The sequence below is a fragment of the Methylonatrum kenyense genome, from assembly GCF_023195885.1.
Taxonomy (GTDB): Bacteria; Pseudomonadota; Gammaproteobacteria; order Nitrococcales; family Aquisalimonadaceae; genus Methylonatrum; species Methylonatrum kenyense.
This window is the reverse complement of sequence record NZ_JALPKO010000003.1, coordinates 75,373-98,486: the sequence shown is the minus strand read 5'-3', so window position 1 is coordinate 98,486 and position 23,114 is coordinate 75,373. Positions and strand designations below refer to the sequence as shown.

Genomic DNA, 23,114 nt, shown 5'->3' with positions numbered 1-23,114 from the left:
CTCCGTCACTCGAGCGGCAGCGGCCAGTCCTGCCAGACGGGGGGCACGGCCGGCGGTAAGGACCGCAACCGACCCAGTTCGATCCACGGATTCTCCGGACTGTGGAAGTCCGAGCCGACCGACCCCTTCAGGCCCGCACGCAATGCCTGGCCGGTCGCGGTCAGCACGGCCTGCTTGTCGCTGCTGCCGCAGACCACCTCCACGGCCTCGCCGCCGGCGTCCCGGAATGCCGCCAATGTCCGTCGCAACCAGGCACCGGTCATCCCGTAGGCCAGCGGATGCGCCAGCACCGCCTGACCACCTGCATCACGGATGGCAGCGACGCAGTCCTCCATGGTCGGCCATTCCACGCGGGTCCAGGCCGGTTTGCCGCGTCCGAGATATCGATCGAACGCCTGCTGCACCGACTGCACATGGCCCGCCGCATGCAGGACCCGGGCAACATGGGCCCGGGTCGGCATGCCGTCCCCAACCGCGGCGCAGACCTTGTCGAAAACCTCGTTTATCCGCCTGGCCTCCAGCTTGTCCGCAATGCGCCGCATACGCCGCCAGCGGGCGTCACGCGCCTGCCACAGTTGCGCCTGCAGCCCCGCCGCCGCCGGGTTCACCCCCAGGCCGACGATATGCAACTCGCGGCCCTGCCAGGCACAGGAGCACTCCACCGCAGGAACCAGGTGCATTCCCCGCCGATCGGCTTCGGCCGCGGCCTCGGCAACACCGGCAAGGGTGTCATGATCCGTCAGCGCGAGCACGCGCACGCCGTTGGCAGCCGCGCGCGCAACCACCTCGGCCGGCGTAAGCTGTCCGTCCGAGGCGCGCGAATGGCAATGCAGATCGATTTTTGAATGAGGTCCTTGCATGCTTCCCGGGCCGCACCGTGCCGCACGCTTGCTGCACCTGCGGTGTGCTAGTTTGCCAATCTGGCGTTACTCCAGCCCGAGAGGATAGCAGTGCCCGAACCCGTTCTGCCTGCCCGGATAACCAGAGACAGCGACGCGTCGATCATACGCTGCGAGGGCGACTGGAGCCTGGAACACCTGCGCCGTGGACTGGCCCGTCTCGGCCGCCGTGACCAACGACGGCAGTGGACGCTGGACGTGTCCTCAATCCGCCGCCTGGACACGGCCGGCGCCATGCTGCTGCTGGAACTGCAGGACCAGCTGCCGGGCAAGCCCGCGTTCGACGGCCTGCAAGCGCGGCACGCGGCGCTATTGAAGCTGGTCGAGGAGCACCGTGAACCGGAACCACCGCCGCGGCCGGTACGCTACGGTCCGCTGGCATCCCTGGGCAAGGCCACGATGGACGTGCTGGCCCAGACAGTCGCTTTCCTTGCCTTTCTTGGCGAATTCGCCAGCGATGCCCTGCCCCGCCTACTGCGGCCGTTCGGCGTCCGCTGGAAGCAGGTGGTGGGCGAAGTCCAGCAGGCCGGGGTGCATGCGCTTCCCATCCTCGGCCTGCTCTCCTTTCTGACCGGCGTCGTGATCGCCTATCAGGGCGGCACGCCGCTGGAGCAGTACGGCGCCAACATCCTGATCGTGGACCTGCTGACCATCACCATGCTGCGCGAGATGGCACCGCTGATGACCGCGATCATCGTCGCCGGCCGCACCGGCTCCGCCTACGCGGCGCAGATCGGCACGATGCGGATCACCGAGGAAACCGATGCCCTGCGGACCCTGGGAATCGGTCCGCTGGAGATCCTGGCGCTGCCGAAACTCCTGGCCCTGCTGATCGCGATGCCGCTGCTGACCATGTTTGCCGATGTCCTCGGCATCCTCGGCGGCATGGTGGTGGCGCATACCATGTTCGATGTCAGCTTCACCGATTTCCTGAACCGCATGCCGGAGGCGATCGCGCCCAGCAGCTTCTGGGTCGGCATTATCAAGGCGCCGGTGTTTGCTGCCATCATCGTGGCGGTGAGCTGCCACCACGGCTTCGCGGTCCAGGGCAGCACCGAGGCGGTGGGCAAGGCCACGACACGGAGCGTGGTGCAGAGCATCTTCCTGGTGATCGTTGCCGACGCCGCGTTCTCGGTCATCTTCAACCTGCTGGGGTTGTAGCCGCCATGTCTGAGCCGCCAATCATTCGGGTCCAGGGTCTGCGCACCCAGTTCGGCGACACTGTGGTGCACGATCAGCTGGACCTCGACGTCCATCGGGGCGAGATCCTGGCGATTGTCGGCGGCAGCGGTACCGGCAAGACCGTGCTGCTGCGACAGATGATCCTGCTCGATGCGCCGCGGGTGGGGCGCATCGAACTGCTGGGCCGGGATTGCACGCGACCGAGGGCAAGGGACCTGCGCTGGATCCGGGAGCGAGTCGGTGTGCTGTTCCAGCACGGGGCCCTGTTCACGGCCATGACCGTGCTGGAGAACGTCATGCTGCCGTTGCTGGAGCACAGCCGACTGGCCCGGGCGACGATTCAGGAACTGGCCATGTTGCGTATTCGCATGGCCGGACTGCCTTCGGCGGCGGCCGGCAAATACCCGAACGAACTCAGTGGCGGCATGGTCAAACGCGCTGCCCTGGCGCGCGCGCTGGCACTGGATCCGGAAATCGTTTTCCTTGACGAGCCCACCTCCGGGCTCGACCCGGTGGGTGCCGCCGCATTCGACGAACTGGTGATGGAATTGAAGGAATTGCTGGGTCTGACCGTGGTGATGATCACGCATGATCCGGATACCCTGTGGCAGGCCACCGACCGCGTTGCGTTCCTGGCCGAGAAACGGGTTGTTGCCGTGGCACCGGTTGCCGAACTGGTCAAGTCTCCGCAGACTGACATTCAGCGCTACTTCAGCAGTGCCCGTACCCAGGACAGGAGAGCACACTGATGCAAACCCGCGTCGGTTACGCCGTTGTCGGCCTTTTCGTCATTATCCTGTCTGCCGCGGTGCTGGCCGCCGGGCTCTGGCTGAGCGCCGACATCAGCGGCCGGGAATACGCCCGCTATACGGTATTCGCCACCGAATCCGTCACCGGTCTGAGTCCCAACGCGACGGTCCGTTACCGGGGTGTCAATGTGGGCCAGGTGCGTCGCATCAGTCTTGACGAGGAACGACCGGACCGCGTCCGAGTCACCGTCGACATCGCCACCGACACGCCGTTGCGTGCGGACACCAAGGCGCGGCTCAACAGCCAGGGCCTGACCGGCGTTGCCCATCTGGAGCTGACCGGGGGCTCGCCCGATGCGCCCCCTCCATACACGCCGGAGGGTGAGCCCTATCCGGTGCTCGACACCACACCGTCGCTGATGGTGCAACTGGAAGCCGCCCTGCAGGAGGGCCTGGGCTCGCTGGACCGGATCAGCAGCCAGGTGGAGAAGCTGCTGGAGGACGACAACCTCGAGCAACTCACCGCGACTTTGAGCCATGTGGAGCGCATGAGCCGTCAACTGGCGGACAGCACCGAGAAGATTGACCGCATGATGGAACGCGGCGCCGTGATGATGGAGGACGGCAGCCGACTCAGTCGCGAAATCAGCACCGAATTGCCCAAGACAATGCAGCAGTTCAATCGCACCCTGGCCGGGGTCGAGGAGACCGCCCAGGTCATCGCTCGAGCCGGCGAGGACATTGGCCTGGCAACCCGGGAGGGCTCGGACAGCCTGCAGGACATTACCGCGACCACCCTGCCCCAGCTCGCTGCGTTGCTGCGGGAGCTGGAAAGCCTGGCCGACGGCATGGGTTCGCTGACCGAGGAACTGGCAGAAAACCCGAGCGTGCTGTTGTACGGCCGACCGCGGCGGCCGGCCGGACCCGGCGAGGAATGAGGATGGATCGACGCCTGAGCATTGTTCTGCTGCTGATCGGCAGTCTGGCCCTCGGCGGCTGCACGCTGATGCAGCGCAGCGACGAACATCAACGCACCTACCAGCTGGTGCTGGACGATCTGCAGACGACGCAGCGCGATTCCCGCCAGGGCAGTCTCAGCGTGTCCCGGCTGGACGTGCAACCGGGCTATGACACCAGTGCCATGGCCTATCGCCGTTCAGATCACGAACTGGAATATTTCGCGCTCAACCGCTGGACCGACCGCCCTGCACGCATGATGCACCCGGCCCTGATCGACGGCCTGCAGGCGCTGGGTCCATTCGAGCATGTGGTCGACGCCACCGCCGGTATCGCCACGCGCTTCCGCCTGGACGTTGAACTGGCGAGACTGGAGCAGGATTTCCGTCAGCAACCCAGCGAGATCCGTCTGGATCTGCGTGTGCGGCTGCTGGATCGCCGCGGGCGGGACATCCTGCTCAGCGAGCGCATCGTGCATACCGAGCCCGCCGAATCAGACGACCCAAAAGGCGGCGTAGCCGCGGCCAACAGGGCACTGGAGGCAGTGGTTCGTCAGCTTTCCGAGCGACTCACGGCAACCCTGGACGATGTCGACATGAGGGAACGGGATCAGTCCGACAGACGCTCCAGATCGGCCGAAACACAACGCAGAATGCCGTAGTCGACCTCGCCACCCAGGGCCTCATAGGCCCGCTTCAGACGCCCCCTGGTCTCGCCATCATCCGCCAGCAGCTGATCGCGGATCGGATCAAGCCGCTGCGCACTGAGTCCAGTGGCATCCGTCACGGTAATCTCGCCGCGCCGAACCAGCGTCGCCAGATGCTGGTAGATGGTCGCGGTCGCCAAGCCGCGCCGGCGGGCGATTGCCGTCGCGTCCATACCAACCGAAAACAACTGCCGGGTCTGCTCGATCGTCGCCGAGTTTCCGCCGCGTTCACCGTCATGCGCTGCGAGCACTTCCAGAAATGCGGCACCGTAGTGGGCGAGCTTGGTCTCGCCGACACCACTGATCGCAGCCAGCTCGGTTTCGTTGCGGGGCCTGGCAGCGAGCATTTCCATCAGGGTGGCATCGTGGAAAATGCGGTATGGGGGCACGCCCTGTGTGTCCGCCAGTTGCTTCCGGCAGGCCCGCAGCGCATCCCAGAGTTGCTGGCTGCGGGCATCGACCACGCCGCGCTCACGGTCGCGGCGTCCACCCCGCCAACGTCGATCCTCGCGCAACTCCAGCGGCTGCTCACCGCGCAACACCGGCCGGCACTGGTCGGTCAGGCGCAGCGAGCCATGGCCTTCGGCATCGACGGTGAGCAGACCGCGCGCCACGAGCTGCCGGAACACCGAGCGCCAGCCGCGCGCGTCCAGTTCGCGTCCGATACCGAAGGTGCTGAGCCGATCGTGCCGCTGGTCGCGGATGCGCTCGGTGGTCTTGCCGGTGAGCACGTCGATCAGGTAGTTCACGCCGTACCGCTGACCCGTGCGATAGGCGCAGGACAGGGCCTTGCGTGCGGCCTCGGTGGCATCCCAGGTCCTGGGCGGGTCGAGGCAGGTATCGCAGTTGCCGCAGGGCTCGGCCAGGGAATCACCGAAATAGGCCAGCAGGTGCTGCCGCCGGCAGGCGGTGATTTCACAAAAACCGAGCATGGCCTCCAGTTTGCCGGCCTCGATGCGTTTCTGGTTTTCCTCGGCGGTAGAGCCTTGCAGCATCTGCCGCAGCATGATCACGTCCTGGAAGCCATAGACCATCCAGGCGTCAGCCGGCAGACCGTCACGGCCGGCGCGGCCGGTTTCCTGATAATAGGCTTCCAGGCTGCGCGGCAGATCCAGATGGGCAACGAAGCGGACGTTGGGCTTGTCGATCCCCATGCCGAAGGCGATGGTTGCGACCATGACCAGCCCTTCCTCGGCCAGGAAGCGTTGTTGATGATGCTCTCGGGTCTCCGCAGCCAGCCCTGCATGATAGGGCAGCGCCTGAATGCCGGCGGCATCCAGCGCTGCCGCGGTCTCGTCGACGCGTTTGCGGCTCATGCAATAGACGATGCCGGCGTTGCCGGCATGCCGGCTGCGGATGAAGCGCAGCAACTGCTCGCGGGGGTTGTTCTTCTCCTGCACCGCGTAATGGATGTTCGGCCGGTCGAAGCCGGCGAGAAACCAGGCCGGCTCACGCAGCGCGAGCCGCTGCGCGATCTCGTCGCGGGTACGCCTGTCCGCGGTCGCCGTGAGTGCCACCCTCGGCACACCGGGAAACCTCTCCGCCAACGTCGCCAGCTTCAGGTACTCGGGCCGGAAATCGTGGCCCCATTGCGAGACGCAATGGGCCTCGTCAATGGCAATCAGTGACAGCGGCACCCCGCCAAGCAACTCCAGGGTCCGTCCGGTCAGGAGCCGTTCCGGTGCCATGTACAACAGATCCAGTTCGCCGGCGCGCAGGGCCGACTCGATGCCCCGCTGGGTCTCCGGCGGCATGCTCGAGTTCAGCGCTGCGGCACGAACGCCGGCCTGCACCAGGCCATCCACCTGATCCTGCATCAGCGCGATCAGCGGCGAGACCACGATAGTGGTGCCGTCCCGGACCAGCGCCGGTATCTGATAACAGAGCGACTTGCCGCCACCGGTAGGCATGACCACCAGGGCGTCTCGTCCCTGCAGCAGGCTGGCCACTATCTCACCCTGCAGCGGCCGGAAATCCCGATAGCCGAATACCCGGTGCAGCACCTCCCGCGGGTCCGGCCCCTCGGCGACCGACAACGGGCTTGCAGCCCCGCGTGCGGTGGCAACCTCCGACGGCGGATATCCAGGTTGATCACTCATGCCGCCAGAGGATACCGCTTGCACGTCAACCGTCCCACCGTCGGCCCGCCACTGGTAGACTCCGCGCCATGCTCAATCTGGTCGATCTGTCACTGCGTCGCGGACGCGAATTGCTGCTGGCCGAAGCCACGGTGACCATCCATGCCGGCGAACGGGTCGGCCTTGTGGGCGCCAATGGCACCGGCAAATCAAGCCTGTTCGCCCTGATCCGTGGCGAACTGAGTGCCGATCAGGGCCATTGCAGCCTGCCGGACTCGCTGGTCCTCGCCCATGTCGCCCAGCACACCCCGGCTGATGACCGACCCGCGCTGGACTACGTTCTGGACGGTGATGCCGAGCTGCGCCGGATCGAGCAGCAGATCGCCGATGCCGAGGCGAACGGTGACGGCAACCGGCTCGGTGAACTGCACGGGCGGCTGGAACAGATCGGCGGCTACAGTGCCCGGGCGCGGGCCGCGCAGTTGATTCATGGTCTCGGCTTCGAACCTGGGGACGAGTTCCGCCCGGTCACCGACTTCTCCGGCGGCTGGCGCATGCGCCTCAACCTGGGCCAGGCGCTGATGTGCCGCTCCGATATCCTGCTGCTGGATGAACCCACCAACCATCTGGACCTGGATGCGGTGCTCTGGCTGCAGGACTGGCTGCGCGGTTACCCCGGCACCCTGCTGCTGATCTCCCACGACCGGGATGTGCTGGATGCGGTCTGCGATCGAATCCTGCATCTTGAACACCAGCGCCTGCATGATTACAGCGGCAATTACAGCGAGTTCGAACGCCAGCGCGGCGAACAGCTTCGCCAGCAGCAGGCCGCGCACGAGAAGCAGCAGCGCGAGATGGCGCATATGCAGGATTTCGTGCGCCGCTTCCGCGCCAAGGCAACCAAGGCGCGTCAGGCGCAGAGCCGACTGAAGGCCCTGGAGCGCATGGAAACCATCGCCGCCGCGCACATCGACTCGCCGTTCCGCTTCGGCTTCCGCACACCGGCGGCCCTGCCGCGCCCGCTGATGGTGCTGCGTGATGCGGCCGTCGGCTATGGCGAAAAACCGCTGTTGCGTGGTCTTAACATGAACCTGCAGCCGGGTGAACGCATCGGCCTGCTCGGACGCAACGGCGCCGGCAAGACCACCTTGATGCGATTGCTGGCCGGTGAGCAGCCCCTGCTGGGCGGCGAGCGAACCCCGGCCCAGCAACTGGCGATGGGCTATTTCGCCCAGCATCAGCTCGAGCAACTGGATCCGGCCGCCAGCCCCCTGTTGCATTTGCAACGGCTGGATCCGAGGGCGCGGGACCAGGAGTTACGGAATTTCCTTGGCGGCTTCGGTTTTCAGGGGGATATGGCGACCACGGCCTGCGCGCCATTCTCCGGCGGCGAGAAGGCGCGCCTGGTGCTGGCCATACTGGTCTATCGGCGACCCAATCTGCTGCTCCTCGACGAGCCGACCAACCACCTGGATCTGGACATGCGCCAGGCCCTGAGTGTCGCCCTGCAGGAGTTCGACGGCGCACTGGTGGTCATTGCCCATGACCGCCACCTGCTGCGGACTACTACCGATCGCCTGTTGCTGGTCAGCGAGGGCCGTCTGACCGAGTTCGAGGGTGATCTCGACGATTATGCCCGCTGGCTGGCGGATGCGCGCCGCGGCGCCTCGACCAATGCCAATGCCAACGCCGGCAAGGTTCCGGCAACGGCAAGCGCAGGCGAGCGGCGCGAGCGCCGCAAGCAGGCCGCGCAGCGTCGCAAGGAGCTGGCACCACTGCGGCAGGCGGTGCAGAAGCTGGAGCGGGAGCAGCAAAAACTCAGCGAACAGCAGAATGCGTTGAATACGCGACTCGCCGACACCGCCCTGTATGATGCCGAGCGCGCTGAGGAGCTGCAGGATCTGCTGCGACAGCAGGGCGAGCTCCAGCAACGCCTGGAGCAGATCGAACAGGCGTGGATGGAGCGCATGCAGCACCTGGAACAGGCTGAGGGCGAAATATGAAGACCGAGGAACGCGTGACCGAACTCGAAATCCGTCTGACCCATCTGGAATCCGGACTCGACGAGATCACCCGTGTGTTGCTGGAACGGGACCGCGCCTTCGAGGTCCTGCGGCGGGAGCACACGCAGTTGCGGAAACGCCTGCGTGACATGGAACGCAGTAGCGGCGGCGCCGATGCCATGGCCCACGAACCGCCGCCCCACTACTGACATGGCCCTGTTACGCGGCGACAACATAACTGTCAGTTACGGCGGCCACGCGATCCTTGACCAGGCCAGTTTTGCCATCGAGGCCGGTGAACGCGTCTGCCTGGTCGGTCGCAACGGGGCCGGAAAATCCACCCTGTTCAAGATCCTGAACGGAGACCTGCAGCCGGACGACGGCCAGATCGTGCGTCGTGACGGACTGCGCGTGGCGCGTCTGGTGCAGGCGGTGCCGGATGCCAGCGGACGCCGGATTCTGGAGGTGGTGGCTGACGGCCTGGGCGAAATCGGCGCGCTGATCAGCCGTTACCATGCGCTGACCGCGGCCATGGCATCGGGTGATACCGAGGACTGGTCGCGCCTGGAGACAGTGCAGCAGGAGCTGGAGGCTCGCGACGGCTGGTCCATGCAGCAGCGGGTCGACACCGTGCTCTCGCGCATGGGGCTGGAGCCGGATCTCGAGTTCGGCAATCTCTCCGGCGGCATGAAACGGCGCGTCATGCTGGCCCAGGCCCTGGTCACCGAACCTGATCTGCTGCTGCTCGATGAACCCACCAACCACCTGGACATCGAGACCATCGGCTGGCTGGAGGATTTTCTGTCCGGCTACGCCGGAACCGTACTGTTCATCACCCATGACCGCGCACTGATCCGGCATCTGGCGACACGCATCCTGGATCTGGACCGGGGCAAGCTCAGCAGCTGGCCAGGTAACTATGCCGCCTACCTCCGCGGCAAGGAGCAGGCGCTGCATGCCGAATCGGAACAGCAGGCACGGTTCGACAAGAAACTGCAGCAGGAAGAGGCCTGGATTCGCCAGGGCATCAAGGCCCGGCGGACCCGGAACGAGGGGCGTGTGCGGGCGCTCAAGGCCATGCGCCAGGCCTACCGCGAACGCCGTCAGGTGGAGGGTCGTGCCGATTTCACGATGCAGGCGGCCGCACGCAGCGGCCGGCTCGTCATCGAGGCCCGTGACATCGGCCAGCGTTATGACGGCAAGCCACTGTTCGACCGTTTCAGCACCGTGGTCCTGCGCGGCGACAAGGTCGGCATCATCGGCCCCAACGGCTGCGGCAAGACCACGCTGCTGCGCATCCTGCTGGGTCGTCTCGCCCCGCAAAGCGGCGAGGTGCGTCATGGCACCAGACTGGAGATCGCCTACGCCGATCAGTTGCGCAGTGCGCTGGACCCCTCGCTCAGCGTCATGGACAACGTCAGCGGCGGCTCGGAAAACGTCACCGTGGATGGCGTCAGCCGCCACGTGATCAGCTATCTGCAGGACTTCCTGTTCAGTCCCGCCCAGTGCCGCGGCCCAGTCACCGCACTGTCCGGCGGCGAACGCAACCGCCTGGTCCTCGCGGCGCTGTTCTGCCGTCCAGCGAACCTGCTGGTGCTGGACGAACCAACCAATGACCTGGACATGGAGACGCTGGAACTGCTGGAGGCCCGGCTGGTGGAGTACAGCGGTACGGTGCTGCTGGTCAGCCATGACCGCGAGTTTCTCGACAACGTGGTGACCAGTTCCCTGGTGTTCGAGGGTCAGGGCCGCTTGCGGGAGTATGTCGGTGGTTACAGCGACTGGTTGCGGCAGCGCCCGGAGCCGACCCCGCCGGCAACGGTGCCGGCGAAGCCTGCCGCGCCACCGGAAAAGGGCGCTGCCACGGGCGGGGGACGAACGACCCGCAAGCTCAGCTACAAGGACCAGCGCGAGCTTGACGGGCTGCCGGATCGGATCGAGGCGCTGGAGGCAGAGCAGCAAAAGCTCAGCGAACAGCTGGCGGATCCAGCCTTCTACCAGCAGGATGTCGCGGAGATCAACGCGGTGACCGGGCGACTGGCGGATCTGGAGCGGGAACTGGACGCGGCCTTCGATCGCTGGGAGACATTGAGCAGCGATTGAACCGCGGTGCCCCGGAGACCGGAGGGACACCTCAGGCAAGTCCGGCCGGCGCCGGCTCCTCGACCCGCACCGGCTGATTTTCGGAACGCCCCAGGAAAACATCGCGATAGGCGACATACAGCAGCGCGCCGAAATACGGCAGCAGCAATGGCGCAAGCCAACCGAGACTGAGCAGCACGGCGGCCAGGCCGAGCAGCATGACACCGAGCATGCCGCTCAGCGGCACCGGGTTCAGCCGGCAGCCCTGGATGCTCGCGGCAAAGGCGGGGGGTACCGGCGGCCGGTGCAGCACCAGCATGGGCAGCAGGAACCACTGACCGAAAAGCAGCATCAGGCTCATCACGGCGAGCAGCGCCAGGCCCAGCAGGCCACCCAGGAGCAAAACGGGGCCCAGGCGGGCATGGGCCAGTAACGGCGAGGCAGGCAGTCCTTCAGGCGATATCGGCTCGTACAGGCCGAACTCCACCATCATGCCCTGGAATGCGGCCACCGCCGGCTGCCAGCTGGCGGCAAACAGCCCCAGCAGGGCAAACACCACCGCGGCCAGGCCCACAGCCAGCATGCAGTCACGATTGTCCGGCAGGAAATCGCCGCTCTGCGCCGGCTGGCTGTAGTCAGCGAACAACGCAAGCCGGACGTAGATGGTCAGACTCAGCGGCGCAATGAACAGCAGCGCACCCTGCCGGAACCAGTCCCAGTGGCTTTGCTGGGCGATCCATGCCAGCAGCAGGATCCCGGCCGTCCACAGAATCCACCGCAGCGGCCGCCGGACCAACAGGGCAAGGGCTTCCGTGATCCACCGCCGCCAGGCATTCGGTTCAAGTTGTCGGGGGCCAAGCGCATCCATCAGCGGCCCCGCTCCGGAGTCGGCAAGGGGACTGCGCGCGGCAGGCTTTTATTGCTGATTGTCGCGCACACCGAGAAAAACATTTATTATGGTCTATTTATCGCGGTTGAATCGTCAATTATACAATGCCGCCGGTTCCGGGGATCCTTTAGGAAACGCTCCTTTAAGGAAACACTGATTTATTCCCGCGCCTGCGCCCGAGACCCATTTGGTCATCTGGCACTCTGATCGGAGGGTGGTTCCATGCCCGAAAACTGCGAGGGACAACGGGTCCCGAACGTGACCTTCCGCACCCGCACTGACAGTGACTGGCTGGACGTCAGCAGCGAGGACATCTTCCGCGGCAGGACCGTGGTGCTGTTCGCCCTGCCTGGTGCCTACACGCCCACCTGCTCCGATACCCACCTGCCCCGGTACAACGAGCTGGCACCGGTGTTCCACGCCAATGGCGTCGACGAGATCGTCTGCCTGTCGGTGAACGACGCCTTCGTCATGCGTGAATGGGGCCTGCAGCAGAATGCCGATCAGGTGCGCCTGCTGCCGGATGGCAATGGTGAATTCACCGCCGCCATGGGCATGCTGGTCGACAAGAACGAGCTGGGATTCGGCAAGCGCTCCTGGCGGTATTCTATGCTGGTTCGCGACGGCATCATCGAGAAGATGTTCATCGAACCCGATGTACCCGGTGATCCGTTCGAAGTGTCCGATGCCGACACCATGTTGCGCTACATCAATGCCCGCGCCGTGGCGCCGGAGCCGGTGACCATTTTCACCAAGGCGGGCTGCCCGTTCTGCACCCGGGCGAAGCAGCTGCTGGACGCCAACGGCATGGTCTACGACGAAGTACCCCTGGGCCGGGGGATCACCGCCCGGGCCCTGCGCGGCGTCACCGGTGCCACCACGGTGCCCCAGGTCTTCATCGGCGGCCGCCACATCGGCGGTGCCGACGCCCTGGAAGCACACCTGAGGCAGTCCCGGGCCGCCTGAGCTCTCACCCCGGGGGCCGAGACCGCAGCCGGTGCGCTGCAGGGGCCCGCCAACCTGTGCACAATGCAAGCCACGCCCCGCGCCAGGCCGCGCATCGCGGCCGGCTCGGGCTGTCGTTCCATATCCCGTCCGATTCGGAGTACCAGGCATGCAGACACGAACGACCGATGTTGCGGTGATCGGCGCCGGCTCCGCCGGCCTCAGCGCCTATCGCGCGGCCCGTGCCCAGGGCAAGTCCGCGGTGCTGATCGAGGGCGGCCCCTACGGTACGACCTGCGCACGGGTCGGCTGCATGCCGAGCAAGCTGCTGATTGCGGCCGCCGAGGCCGCGCATCATGCACGCCAGGCGGCCGTCTTCGGCGTTCATGCGGACCGGGTGCGGGTCGACGGTGCCGAGGTCATGGCCCGGGTGCGCCGGGAACGGGACCGCTTCGTCGGGTTCGTGGTCGCGTCCACCGAATCCATCGATGCGCAGGACCGCCTGCACGGATACGCGCGCTTTCTCGACGACCACACGCTGCAAGTGGATGAACACACCCGGGTCGAGGCCGCGGCGACGGTAATCGCCACCGGATCACGGCCGTCGATTCCGGATCTCGCTGCCGACGTCATGGATCGGGTAGTGGTCAATGACGACATTTTCTCCTGGCAGGGGCTTCCTGATTCCGCTGCGGTTCTGGGCACCGGAGTCATCGCCCTGGAGCTGGGACAGGCCCTGCATCGCCTGGGCGTGCGGGTGCGGCTGTTCGGTCGCAGCGGCCGAATGGGCCCGCTGACCGACCCGGCTGTCAGCGACAGCGCACGAGCCATTATCGCCGCCGAGGTGCCACTCAGCGCCCGCGCCCGGATCCATGCCGTGCGCCGTGACGGCGACGGCCTATGCGTCAACTTCGAGGACAGTGACGGAGGTCCCCGGGACGAACGGTTTTCGCTGCTGGTTGCCGCGACCGGGCGCAGCCCGAATCTCGAACGACTGGACCTGGGCACCACCAGCCTGCAACTGGACGACCGAGGCGTTCCGTTGTTCGACCGGAACAGCATGCAGTGTGGCGACAGTCCGATCTTCATCGCCGGTGACGTCAGCAATGATCTGCAGTTGCTGCACGAGGCATCCGATGAGGGCCGGATTGCCGGTCGCAACGCGGCCTGCCTGCCGGACGCGCAGGCCGGTCAGCGGCGTTCACGGATCACGGTACTGTTCAGTGAACCGCAGATCGCCACCGTGGGCGAAAGCTGGCAATCCCTGCAGGAGCGGAATATCGCGATCGGCAGCGTCGATTTCGGTGGCCAGGGCCGCAGCCGGGTCATGGCGCAGAATCGGGGCCTGCTGCATGTCTATGCGGATCGTGCCAGTCAACGGTTCCTGGGGGCGGAGATGATCGGGCCGCGAGCCGAACACCTGGCGCATTTGCTGGCCTGGTCCCATCAACAGGCATTGACCATTCCGCAAATGCTGGCGATGCCGTTCTACCACCCGGTAATCGAGGAAGGACTGCGCACCGCGCTGAGAGAGGCGCAGGACCAGCTGCAGGCCGAACAGGCCAGCTGATGGACGCCCGCAACCGCTGATGCAAGACTCGCGGCGTACGGGAGCGAATCCCGCGTCGGCGTCGGAGGCGGTCCATGCCGCGCCAGAATTATCCTGAAAGAGTCCGTGCATGAAACGTCGTCATCTACTGGGCGCTGCAGCGGCAGCGCCGCTGGCCGCACCGATGATTGGCCGCACCGCCGGTCGACCGCTGCAGCTTGAACTGGTCACGGCCTGGCCGGCAGCCCTGGACAACCTGTTCGGCACGGCTCGCCATTTCGCGGAGCGGCTTGAGGCTGTCAGCGATGGCACCGTCCGCTGCCGTGTGCATCCGGCCGGGGCACGAGTCGGTCCGATGGAGGTGTACGACGCGGTGGCCTCCGGGGCCTACCCGATCGGCCATACCGCGCCCTACTACCAGATCGGCAAATCACCGGCCCACGGGTTCTTCACCGCCCTGCCCTTTGGTCTCGACCTGCACCAGCAGAATGCCTGGTTGCGTCATGGCAATGGACAGGCATTCTGGGATGCGCTGAATGACCGTGACGGGCTGGTCGCCTACCCGGGCGGCAACACCGGCCCCCAGACAGGCGGCTGGTTCAACAGGGAAATCGCCACGCCGGCCGATCTACGCGGCCTGCGCATGCGCTTTCCAGGCCATGGCGGCCGTGTCATGGCGAAGACCGGCGTGACCATCCAGCAACTCCCGGCGGGCGAGGTCTATACGGCAATGGCAAGGGGCCTGCTGGACGCCGCCGAATGGGTTGGACCCCACGACGACCGGATTCTCGGCATGCATCGGGTGTCCCGCTATCTGTATCTGCCGAGCTGGGCCGAACCCAGTGCCATGCTTGGCTTTTACTTCAACAAACAGCGGCTGCGGGCACTGCCAGAGGCACTGCGTGCGGCCATTCCCGCCCTTTGTGCCGAAGCCGATGCCCGGATGTCGGCACGTTATCAGGCACTGAATCCGCCGGCCTTGCGCGAGCTGGAAGAGGACCCTGCGGTCAGAATTCGCCAGTTCCCTGACGCGGTGCTGGACGCGTTTCGCGACGCCGCCGCCGCAGTGCACCAGGAGGATGCCCGCCGCGATGGCCTGTACCGGGAAATCCATGCCGACTGGCAGGCATTCCGCGAAAAGATGGACAGCTGGGACCGGCAGACAAGCCTGCGTTTCGCGGCCTACCGGCAGCGCGGCAACAACTGACTGCGGCAGGATTGCAGCCCAACCTCCGCCACCCGTTCACCGCTTAGCGCCCGCAGCACGGCTGACCGGTCAAACCCGCTCCGGTAGCCACAACACCAGCCCGGGGAAGACCATCACCAGGACGATCAACAGCAACTGCAATCCGATGAATGGCATCACGCCGCGGTAGATATCCAGCGTCGTCAGCAGATCACCCGCGGCACCGCGCAGATAGAACAGCGAGAACCCCAGTGGCGGGGTCAGAAACGAGGCCTGCAGGTTCAGAGCAATCAGTATGCCCAGCCAGAGCGGATCCACGCCCAGGGCCAGGGCCGCCGGCACAATCAGCGGCACGACGATAAAACTGATCTCGATGAAATCGAGGAAGAAGCCGAGCAGGAAGACGATCAGCGTAACCAGCAGGATGAAGGTCCACTGGCCACCAGGGAGCCCGCTCAGCGACTCGGTAACCAGGGCCTGGCCATCGAGTGCACCGAACACCGCGGCAAACGCCGTAGCACCAATCAGCACCATGAACACGATGCTGCTCAGCCGGACCGTGCTGGCACCCACCTGTCGCAGCGTCTCGAGCGTCAGCCGACCATTGGCCAGCGCCAGCAGCGTCGCGCCAATGGCGCCCAGTGCTCCCGCCTCGGTGGGACTGGCGATCCCGGCCAGAATGCTGCCCAGCACCAGGATCATCAGTAGCAGCGGCGGCGCCAGGCTGACCACCAGGGCCAGGTAGAACGAGCCGCCGGAGGGCGACCCTTCGGCATGATCCGTTGCCGGAGCAAGTGCCGGGCGCCGCCAAGCCAGCAGCGCGATCCAGCAGGCGTAGAGCGCGGCCAGTAACAGACCAGGCACGATTGCACCGACGAACAACTGGCCCACGTTCACGCCCATCTGGTCACCGAGGATGATCAGCACCAGGCTGGGAGGAATCAACTGGCCCATGGTGCCACTGGCGGCAATCGTCCCGCCGGCAAGGCGTGGATCGTAGCCCTGACGCAACATCACCGGCAGCGCGAGTACCGCCATCGTCACCACCGAGGCACCGACCACGCCGGTGGATGCCCCGAGCAACACGCCCACCAGCACCACCGAAATCGCAAGCCCGCCGCGCAACCGGCCGAACAGCCTGCCCATGGTCCGCAGCAACGCCTCGGCGAGGCCGGAGCGTTCCAGCATGACACCCATGAACACGAAGAACGGCACCGCGACCAGGGTGTAATTCTCCATGATCGAACCGTAAAGCCGCTGCGGCACCGCATGCATCTCCGCCGCATGAAACACCGGCTGCCAGGGCAGGCCGAGGCCGATCCCCGGCAGCAGATCACTGGCAAGCAGGGTAAACAGCACGGCGGTGGCACCCAGCGCGAAGGCGGCCGGATAGCCGCTGAGCATTAACAGCAGCAGAACCGGCAGCATCGCGACCGGCCAAAGCGTCATGCGCGGCCCCGGTTGCTCTCCGACCAGGCGCCTGTATGCCCCCTGAGCCAGGCCAAACGCTTGATCAACTCACTGGCGCCCTGCAGCAAGAGCAGGGAGAAGGCAACGGGGATCAGCGTCTTGACCGGGTAGCGGGGCAAGCCGCCAGGATTGGCGCTGAGCTCCAGGTGGGCCCATGACCGGACCACAAAATCGAGGCTGTAGAACACGACGAACAGGCAGAACGGCGCCAGCAGAAACAGGATGCCGACGATGTCAATCCAGGCCCGACAGCGCGGCGACCAGCGGCTGCGCAGCACATCAACCCGCAGGTGCCCATCCAGACGCAGCACCCAGACGGCACCGAACAGGATCAACAGATTGAACAGCATGCTCTGGAACTCGAGCATGCCATTACTGGCGAGGGCAACACCAAGCTGCGCGCCGAGGAACCGGGCCAGGACGTTGAGCACGCCAACCAGGACCAGAATCACCGCGAGCCAGGCAAGCAGACGCCCCAGGCAGTCACTCAGCGCGTCGATGCGTTCGCCAAGCCGCAGCAGGACAGTCAATGAACCAGGGTTTCCTCAGGCAGAATCGTTGCGTCGACGCACGCGCACGACGACTTCCACATCGGCGATCTCGACATCGTCGCCCAGCGGCAGATGGTTGAGCAGCGGTAACGCTTTCGGGTCGATCGCGACATCCTGCAGATGGCCGGACTCCTCGTCCAGCACATGCAGATGCGGCCCGGTGTTGGTATCGAACCAGGTCCGTCCGGATTCAACCACCACTTCACGCAACAGCCCGGCCGCGGTGAACTGGTGCAGGATGTTGTAAACCGTGGTGTATGCGAGTTGGATGCCGGCCCGGCGCGCTTCGGCATAGACGTCCTCCGCACTGAGGTGGCGATGTCCGCCCGACGCCAGCAGCTTTGCCAGCGCAACGCGTTGCCGCGTCGGCCGCAGTCCGAGTTGCCGAAGCCGCTCCTTCATACCATCGTCATCACGCGCGCTGGTCGATGCCATGATTGCTCGTCCCTATTATGACGATCGCAAATTTGAATGATTGCAAGAAGGATACAACGCCGACGCCCGATTTTACAGAGGCAAACCGATTTTCCCGCCGCGCGGCAATCGCTTACCCGCCATCAGTTGCGAATGACCTGGCCGCGATACACCATCAGTGGCTTCCGCGTCTGATTTTCCGCGGCATCGTCGGTATCAGCCGCCGCTGAACTCCCGGCGTCCCCCAGCCCATGATTTCGCAACCAGGTTCTCTCGCCGGGCTCCAGACCGGCCAATAACTCCTGGTAGCGCGCAACAATGTCCAGCCGGTCATCTGCCGAGGCCTGTCGCAGCAATACGAGAATTGCGCCCTCGTCCTTGAGGTCAGTCCGCTGGTGATCGTATTTCCGGTACAGATGGGCCAATCTGGCAGCCTGCATGCGCGTGCGCATGGAAAGGTGCATCGCCTCGCTCATTGCCGTTTGCCTCCTGCAGGCAGCCGCTGGCTGCTGCCTGTCGCATGATCACCGATCAGGGCCGGTCACCGCCAACGCTGCCGGCGTGGAAATCAGGCCACCTGGACACCGCAACCCGTGATGCACCAGGATGGATTCCGGCAACGCACGGTTGCACCGGAAACGCGCACCGGCGGCTCAGGGCTTGCCGTTGACGTCGCCCGGCAACCCCTTGTCCTGCGACCGCAAACGGTCAAAGATCGAGTCTCGGCGAAATCGCCGAGCAATACCCGGGGTACCGACGGGGTACGCGGGAAAACCAAAGCATTAAGCGCACCATGTCCGGCGCGCCGAGGAGAACCGCCCCATGCACCGTACCCGCCATCTGGCAGCTAGCCTGCCCTTCCTGGCCCTGATTGCGGCGCCCCACGCCGCGGCCGAGTTCGATGCCTGCCTGGATCGTCTCGCTGCCGAGGCCAATGCGGCCGGCGTATCCCAAAGCACCATCAGCAGCACCACCGCCTCGGTCAACCAGAATGCCCGGGTACTGGAACTGGACCGCCAGCAGCCCGAGTTCCTGCAGACGTTCGGCCGCTACCTGGAGACACGGCTCACCAGCCAGAGGGTACGACGTGGTCGTGAACTGTTGGAGGAACATGCCGAGCTGTTGCATTCAGTTCAGCGGGATTTCGGCATACCGGCACAGTATCTGGTTGCGTTCTGGGGCCTGGAAACCAACTTTGGCGGCTACTTCGGCGATTTCCCGGTCCTAGACGCGCTGGCAACCCTGGCCTGCGACACCCGGCGCTCCGAGTTCTTCTCGGCCCAGTTCGTCGAAGCCCTGGCATTGATTGACCGTGATCAGATGCGTCCCGAACAAATGCGCGGCTCCTGGGCCGGCGCCATGGGCCATACCCAGTTTCTGCCCGAAACCGCCCGCCGCCATGGCATTGACTATGATGGCGACGGCCGCATCGACCTTTGGAACAGCCTGCCCGACGCAATGGCATCGGCAGCCAACTACCTGCGCGCGATGGGCTGGAACGAAGGTGAACGCTGGGGCCGCGAGGTCCGGCTGCCGGATGACTTTCCGCTGCAGGAAAGCGGCATTGACACCCGTAAACCGTTGCGGGACTGGGCCGCCCTCGGCGTTCGTCGCGCGGATGGCGGCCCGCTGCCGGAGGCCGATATCCAGGCGGCGCTGCTGCTGCCCTCCGGCTACCGCGGACCGGCGTTTCTGGTGTATCCGAACTTCCGCATCATCATGCGCTGGAACCCCTCCACCGCCTATGCCCTGTCGGTCGGCCTGCTCGCCGACCAGATCGCCGGTGGCGAGGGCTTGCTGAGGCAGCCACCCGATGAGCAACCGCTGTCACGTGACGAGGTGCGGGAACTGCAGGGGCGGCTGAATGCCCTGGGACACGACAGTGGGCAGCCGGACGGTATTGCGGGTCGCATGACCCGCAATGCGGTACGTGCCTACCAGCGGCAGGCCGAGTTGCCGACTGATGGCCATCCCAACCGGGCGCTGCTTGATCGCATGCGCCGTCAGGCACGCGATGGATAACAGGACCGGGATCTGCATCAGCTCCAGCACCACGCCATCGTTCCGGGAACAACAGGAGTTGTTGGTCATCGCCCACACCGATGCGCCGGGCTGGCCCAGCTTGCTGCCTGCGCGGCAACCAATGCGCAGCCTGTCAAGAATCCTGTCGCCGTTGCCGCGGACGGCGGACGTCAGACTGACCGCCTGGAGCGAATCACGCCTTATCGGTCTTTTACTGGCTGAGACAGACCCTGCGCCGAAGGTCGGCCTTGCCAGGCTGTGGCGGTCGCTGTGGCTGCCGCCAGCGCGCCTCCCCGCCTCACTGCGGCGACTACTGGACTCGCCGGCTTACGCGCGCCCGCCTGGCCGCCAGGGTTACGTTTCCGCGCTGGCGGTTGATCCGCGCTGGCGAGGCCAACGGATCGGTATGAGTCTGGTGCGGGCGCTGCGTGAGCAGTACCCGGCGCTCGCCTGGGTAGCGCATGTCGACCATCCCGAAAGCCATGCGCTGTTCACGCATGCCGGCTTCGAGCAAACCGCTCAAACCGAGGTCGAAGGGCTGGTCATTCGGACCTTGCAGGGACACGGCCGGTCATGTCAGGCACCTCGGAACAGCTGTTTACGAAAAAAAGCCGGCGGCCTTCTTCCGAGGACCGCCGGCCAGTGATAACCGAAAGCCGCTGTGCGGCTCCCGGAATTAGCGCTGCGGGTTGGTAAACGGAAAGACGTTGGTGGCACCCAGCAGATCCGTGATCAGCAGGATCAGGAAGACCAGCACGACCGCACCGACAACCGTGCCCAGTCCGGCGCCGGCGGGCAACTCGTTCATGCGTTCATGGGTCGCCTGCACTTCGGCCGGAGTCATCGTGGAAACACGCTGCTCCGCGTCGGCGGGATCAACACCCCAGGCAACCAGCTGACTCTGGATACCGTCCCGGGCGAGGAACTCGGCGATTTCCTGGCGTTGCGTTTCAACCTCCTCGGAGGCCGCGAAACTCTGGGTATCGATCATCGTCGCCTGCGCCGCCGGCACCGCGATGGACGTCAGCAGGAACACGCAGCCCAGAACCAGGGCAATGGTCTGACGAAACCGGTTCGATAAGGACATTTGCAGCTTCTCCTTGGCAGTTGTTGTGTGGTTTTCAGATATGGCACTGAGCATGACGCACGGACGCCCGGAATTCGAGTTTGCACACAAAGTCCGCAGCTGCTGCGCTGACTCAGCGCATTCCCGCATGACTATCACCGCCGCCTGAGTGAATTTCAAGCTGTAGCTTCAGGGAGACGGGCCTGCCATGATGCGTCGGCATGAAATGCTTGTTTGCCCAACGTTTCGCCCGCGCCGGCGACCAGCAGAAAACCTGATGGACAAGGTACTTTGATCACGATCGGCAACCTGGCTGGATTCGCCGTCGCCTGCGCTGTCGGCGGCAGCGCGCGCTTCCTGGTGACCCGACTGGTTGCGCAACGGGGTCAAGCCACGTTTCCCCTGCCGACCCTGATTGTCAACCTGAGCGGGGCATTCCTCGCCGGGCTGTTCTACACCGGCGTCGCGGGTGACGCCGCACGGCTGCTCCTGCTGATCGGCTTTTGTGGCTGTTACACGACTGTGTCTACGTTCGCGCTGGAAACAGTGCGGCTGGCACGACTGGGCGCCCCACAGTCAGCCGCCCTGAATGTGGGCCTGTCCCTGTTCGGCTCCCTGTTGGCCGTGGTGCTGGGCATGAATCTGGGCCAGGCTCTGCCATGAAGACGGCACAGGAAATGCTCGCGGTCGCGATCGGCAGCATCCTCGGTGGCGGTCTTCGGCTCGCGCTCTCCTCCTGGCCGCTGCTTCAGTCCACGGCCTTTCCGTGGCCAACCCTGGTTGCGAACCTGGTGGGATCCTTCCTCATGGGGCATCTGGCCGGTCGCTTATCGCAATCGGCCTCGGGCAAGAAGGCCCTGCTGGCCCCATTTGTGCTCACCGGGTTCTGTGGCGGCCTGACCACTTTCTCGATTTTCAGCCTGGAAACCATTGTCATGCTCGAGGATGGCCGCCTGCTCGCAGCGCTGTCCTACATCGCCCTGAGCCTGACAGCCGCCATTGCGGGTGCCTGGGCCGGGCAGGAACGCCGATGGTTTTGAGGAACCCCGGGCGCAGACGTACGAATAAATCAGCATTTCCTTAAGCCGAAGGCTGTTGGCTGCGCCGCCGGATCTCCCAGCGGAGTCGTTCTTCGAACTGCCTGTTCTCGAGTTCTCGTTCAATCTGCAGCAGCAGATCCTGCAACTGCTGCGTGCTCAGTTTTTTCAGATTCATGAATTGCATCAATATCCAGTCATGGCGCGGCCGAGGCATGCGGCCGAACGTGGTCGGGACGTCAGGGTTTCAATGACATGAAGTGTCGCTGGACACTGCGACAGCCGAGCTTTGAACCCGGTGCCGGCCGGGATACGGAAGCCGTAATCCGGATGATGCAGTCAGGATACGCCGCAATTACCTTCAGCGCGGGCGCACGTCGGGGCCGCGCACATCCTGCAGGCGCAGCTCCAGTTCCTTCTGCACCGTGACATCCTTCTGGATGCCAATGTAGTAGGTCAGCTGATCTTCGTCGTTGTAGACCGGCGTAATGCTCAACTCGTTCCAGAACATGGAACCGTCCTTGCGATAGTTCCGGATCGTCTGGCGAGTGGCCCGCCCTTCGCGGATCGCCTTGCGGATCTCCCCCAGGCCTTCCTGGTCCCTATCGCCGGTCTGCAGAAACCGGCAATCCTGGTAGAGGATTTCCTCTGCCGCATAGCCCGTCAGCCGTTCGAAGGCGGGATTGACGTAGATGAGCACATTGTCATCACCCTCCTGCTCGGCAATCACGATGCCGTCGTTGGACGAATCGACCAACAGGCGGAGCAGGTGTGGCGGGATATTGTTCAGGTCATTCATGACGTAATCTGCTGTTTCCCCCAGCACACATTGTATCCGACAAGCTGCGGCGCGCCCATTCCCCGGATTCGCGAGCTCTTCCCCCAACCGAAATCATCAATGCCGCCGGAGCACACCATGCGGCCAGATGGGCCGCCACCCGACAGCGCGGCAGCCCGCATCAGCGCCGACCGAAAAGCAGCATTGCCGCCCCGGCCGCAACGCATGCAACGCCGGCGATGATGTAATTCATGGTTTCCTGGGTAAAACGGCCGGTGAAGGTTTCACTGACCTGGTCGGCCACTGATTCGCTGGCGTTGTAGCCGAACAGGAGCAAGACCACGCCAACAGCCAGCAGAACGAATCCCAAGATACGCATCTTCTCCCCCTTGAAGCGATTGCCTGCCATGTCGATGCACAGGCTACCTTCCGGAAACTCTGACAAATCAGTGTCTCCGCAGCTTCCGGTAGCCTACGCGACCGGGCCGGCGGCGCAACACCGGCAGCGATCAGGACGAGTATGACCTCTTGCTTCGCGCGGTGTTGGCGGG

25 protein-coding genes are annotated in these 23,114 nt (G+C 65.0%); 14 read left to right on the top strand and 11 right to left on the bottom strand.

The window, feature by feature from the left end; all coding sequences use genetic code 11:
- Positions 1 to 5 precede the first annotated feature (5 nt).
- The gene (locus M0534_RS04585; RefSeq protein ID WP_282571291.1) at positions 6 to 860 is read right to left on the bottom strand and encodes a PHP domain-containing protein; all 855 of its coding nucleotides are present in this window, start codon (positions 858 to 860) and stop codon (positions 6 to 8) included.
- Positions 861 to 950: 90 nt separating this feature from the next.
- Here M0534_RS04585 and M0534_RS04580 point away from each other — a divergent pair, with 90 nt between their 5' ends.
- Genes M0534_RS04580 through M0534_RS04565 form a run of 4 tightly spaced genes read left to right on the top strand, consistent with a single transcriptional unit; the run spans position 951 to position 4,448 of the window.
- Complete coding sequence (locus M0534_RS04580) at positions 951 to 2,060, top strand: MlaE family ABC transporter permease (RefSeq protein ID WP_248567239.1); 1,110 nt, start codon at positions 951 to 953, stop codon at positions 2,058 to 2,060.
- Positions 2,061 to 2,065: 5 nt separating this feature from the next.
- On the top strand, positions 2,066 to 2,830 hold the full coding sequence (locus M0534_RS04575; RefSeq protein WP_248567238.1) for an ABC transporter ATP-binding protein: 765 nt from the start codon (positions 2,066 to 2,068) through the stop codon (positions 2,828 to 2,830).
- A complete protein-coding gene (locus M0534_RS04570; protein WP_248567237.1) occupies positions 2,830 to 3,768 on the top strand; it encodes an MlaD family protein in 939 nt (312 codons plus the stop codon). Before M0534_RS04575 ends, M0534_RS04570 begins: the two co-directional genes overlap by 1 nt.
- A gap of 2 nt (positions 3,769 to 3,770) precedes the next feature.
- On the top strand, positions 3,771 to 4,448 hold the full coding sequence (locus M0534_RS04565; RefSeq protein WP_248567236.1) for an ABC-type transport auxiliary lipoprotein family protein: 678 nt from the start codon (positions 3,771 to 3,773) through the stop codon (positions 4,446 to 4,448).
- Here the strand turns inward: M0534_RS04565 and recQ are convergent.
- Positions 4,397 to 6,592 (bottom strand): DNA helicase RecQ, encoded by a 2,196-nt coding sequence (recQ, locus tag M0534_RS04560; protein WP_248567235.1) that lies wholly within the window; start codon positions 6,590 to 6,592, stop codon positions 4,397 to 4,399. The two genes, M0534_RS04565 and recQ, sit on opposite strands and share 52 nt — an antisense overlap.
- Before the next feature lie 68 nt (positions 6,593 to 6,660).
- Between recQ and M0534_RS04555 the strand changes: the two genes are divergently transcribed.
- Genes M0534_RS04555 through M0534_RS04545 form a run of 3 tightly spaced genes read left to right on the top strand, consistent with a single transcriptional unit; the run spans position 6,661 to position 10,677 of the window.
- The gene (locus M0534_RS04555) at positions 6,661 to 8,574 is read left to right on the top strand and encodes an ATP-binding cassette domain-containing protein (protein WP_248567234.1); all 1,914 of its coding nucleotides are present in this window, start codon (positions 6,661 to 6,663) and stop codon (positions 8,572 to 8,574) included.
- Positions 8,571 to 8,783 carry a SlyX family protein gene (locus M0534_RS04550; RefSeq protein WP_248567233.1) on the top strand — a complete coding sequence of 71 codons (213 nt, stop codon included), beginning with the start codon at positions 8,571 to 8,573 and terminating at the stop codon, positions 8,781 to 8,783. The genes M0534_RS04555 and M0534_RS04550 overlap by 4 nt, the downstream gene beginning before the upstream one ends.
- A gap of 1 nt (position 8,784) precedes the next feature.
- Positions 8,785 to 10,677 carry an ATP-binding cassette domain-containing protein gene (locus tag M0534_RS04545; protein ID WP_248567232.1) on the top strand — a complete coding sequence of 631 codons (1,893 nt, stop codon included), beginning with the start codon at positions 8,785 to 8,787 and terminating at the stop codon, positions 10,675 to 10,677.
- A 31-nt stretch (positions 10,678 to 10,708) separates the two neighbouring features.
- Here M0534_RS04545 and M0534_RS04540 read toward each other — a convergent pair whose 3' ends face one another.
- Positions 10,709 to 11,524: a hypothetical protein gene (locus M0534_RS04540; protein WP_248567231.1), complete on the bottom strand. Its 816-nt coding sequence runs from the start codon at positions 11,522 to 11,524 to the stop codon at positions 10,709 to 10,711.
- Between the two features lie 243 nt (positions 11,525 to 11,767).
- On the opposite strand from M0534_RS04540, the gene M0534_RS04535 reads away from it, so the two are divergent.
- The 3 genes from M0534_RS04535 to M0534_RS04525 all read left to right on the top strand — a co-directional run bounded on the left by M0534_RS04535 (position 11,768) and on the right by M0534_RS04525 (position 15,246).
- Positions 11,768 to 12,511: a glutathione peroxidase gene (locus M0534_RS04535; protein ID WP_248567230.1), complete on the top strand. Its 744-nt coding sequence runs from the start codon at positions 11,768 to 11,770 to the stop codon at positions 12,509 to 12,511.
- 148 nt (positions 12,512 to 12,659) lie between these two features.
- Positions 12,660 to 14,060, top strand: a complete 1,401-nt coding sequence (locus M0534_RS04530) for a dihydrolipoyl dehydrogenase (protein WP_248567229.1) — start codon at positions 12,660 to 12,662, stop codon at positions 14,058 to 14,060.
- Positions 14,061 to 14,169: 109 nt separating this feature from the next.
- The gene (locus M0534_RS04525) at positions 14,170 to 15,246 is read left to right on the top strand and encodes a TRAP transporter substrate-binding protein (RefSeq protein WP_248567228.1); all 1,077 of its coding nucleotides are present in this window, start codon (positions 14,170 to 14,172) and stop codon (positions 15,244 to 15,246) included.
- A gap of 69 nt (positions 15,247 to 15,315) precedes the next feature.
- Here M0534_RS04525 and M0534_RS04520 read toward each other — a convergent pair whose 3' ends face one another.
- From M0534_RS04520 to M0534_RS04505, 4 genes are all read right to left on the bottom strand, one after another.
- The gene (locus M0534_RS04520; RefSeq protein WP_248567227.1) at positions 15,316 to 16,674 is read right to left on the bottom strand and encodes a TRAP transporter large permease; all 1,359 of its coding nucleotides are present in this window, start codon (positions 16,672 to 16,674) and stop codon (positions 15,316 to 15,318) included.
- Positions 16,671 to 17,225: a TRAP transporter small permease subunit gene (locus M0534_RS04515; RefSeq protein WP_248567226.1), complete on the bottom strand. Its 555-nt coding sequence runs from the start codon at positions 17,223 to 17,225 to the stop codon at positions 16,671 to 16,673. Before M0534_RS04515 ends, M0534_RS04520 begins: the two co-directional genes overlap by 4 nt.
- 15 nt (positions 17,226 to 17,240) lie before the next feature.
- Positions 17,241 to 17,681 (bottom strand): Fur family transcriptional regulator, encoded by a 441-nt coding sequence (locus tag M0534_RS04510; RefSeq protein WP_248567225.1) that lies wholly within the window; start codon positions 17,679 to 17,681, stop codon positions 17,241 to 17,243.
- A gap of 122 nt (positions 17,682 to 17,803) precedes the next feature.
- Positions 17,804 to 18,136: a hypothetical protein gene (locus M0534_RS04505; protein WP_248567224.1), complete on the bottom strand. Its 333-nt coding sequence runs from the start codon at positions 18,134 to 18,136 to the stop codon at positions 17,804 to 17,806.
- 346 nt (positions 18,137 to 18,482) lie between these two features.
- Between M0534_RS04505 and M0534_RS04500 the strand changes: the two genes are divergently transcribed.
- Both M0534_RS04500 and M0534_RS04495 read left to right on the top strand, forming a co-directional pair.
- Positions 18,483 to 19,682: a lytic murein transglycosylase gene (locus tag M0534_RS04500; RefSeq protein ID WP_248567223.1), complete on the top strand. Its 1,200-nt coding sequence runs from the start codon at positions 18,483 to 18,485 to the stop codon at positions 19,680 to 19,682.
- On the top strand, positions 19,624 to 20,328 hold the full coding sequence (locus M0534_RS04495) for a GNAT family N-acetyltransferase (protein WP_248567222.1): 705 nt from the start codon (positions 19,624 to 19,626) through the stop codon (positions 20,326 to 20,328). The genes M0534_RS04500 and M0534_RS04495 overlap by 59 nt, the downstream gene beginning before the upstream one ends.
- Before the next feature lie 30 nt (positions 20,329 to 20,358).
- Here M0534_RS04495 and M0534_RS04490 read toward each other — a convergent pair whose 3' ends face one another.
- Positions 20,359 to 20,769, bottom strand: coding sequence for a PA2779 family protein (locus M0534_RS04490; RefSeq protein WP_248567221.1), 411 nt, complete (start codon positions 20,767 to 20,769; stop codon positions 20,359 to 20,361).
- A 270-nt stretch (positions 20,770 to 21,039) separates the two neighbouring features.
- Here M0534_RS04490 and M0534_RS04485 point away from each other — a divergent pair, with 270 nt between their 5' ends.
- Together M0534_RS04485 and M0534_RS04480 are read left to right on the top strand one after the other, a co-directional pair.
- Positions 21,040 to 21,411 carry a fluoride efflux transporter FluC gene (locus M0534_RS04485; protein WP_248567220.1) on the top strand — a complete coding sequence of 124 codons (372 nt, stop codon included), beginning with the start codon at positions 21,040 to 21,042 and terminating at the stop codon, positions 21,409 to 21,411.
- On the top strand, positions 21,408 to 21,788 hold the full coding sequence (locus M0534_RS04480) for a fluoride efflux transporter FluC (RefSeq protein ID WP_248567219.1): 381 nt from the start codon (positions 21,408 to 21,410) through the stop codon (positions 21,786 to 21,788). Before M0534_RS04485 ends, M0534_RS04480 begins: the two co-directional genes overlap by 4 nt.
- 40 nt (positions 21,789 to 21,828) lie before the next feature.
- Here the strand turns inward: M0534_RS04480 and M0534_RS13715 are convergent, their stop codons facing one another.
- The 3 genes from M0534_RS13715 to M0534_RS04470 all read right to left on the bottom strand — a co-directional run bounded on the left by M0534_RS13715 (position 21,829) and on the right by M0534_RS04470 (position 23,008).
- Complete coding sequence (locus M0534_RS13715; protein ID WP_282571290.1) at positions 21,829 to 21,963, bottom strand: hypothetical protein; 135 nt, start codon at positions 21,961 to 21,963, stop codon at positions 21,829 to 21,831.
- 183 nt (positions 21,964 to 22,146) lie between these two features.
- On the bottom strand, positions 22,147 to 22,584 hold the full coding sequence (locus M0534_RS04475; protein WP_248567218.1) for a PAS domain-containing protein: 438 nt from the start codon (positions 22,582 to 22,584) through the stop codon (positions 22,147 to 22,149).
- A gap of 160 nt (positions 22,585 to 22,744) precedes the next feature.
- The gene (locus M0534_RS04470) at positions 22,745 to 23,008 is read right to left on the bottom strand and encodes a DUF3185 family protein (RefSeq protein ID WP_345894699.1); all 264 of its coding nucleotides are present in this window, start codon (positions 23,006 to 23,008) and stop codon (positions 22,745 to 22,747) included.
- Positions 23,009 to 23,114 lie beyond the last annotated feature (106 nt).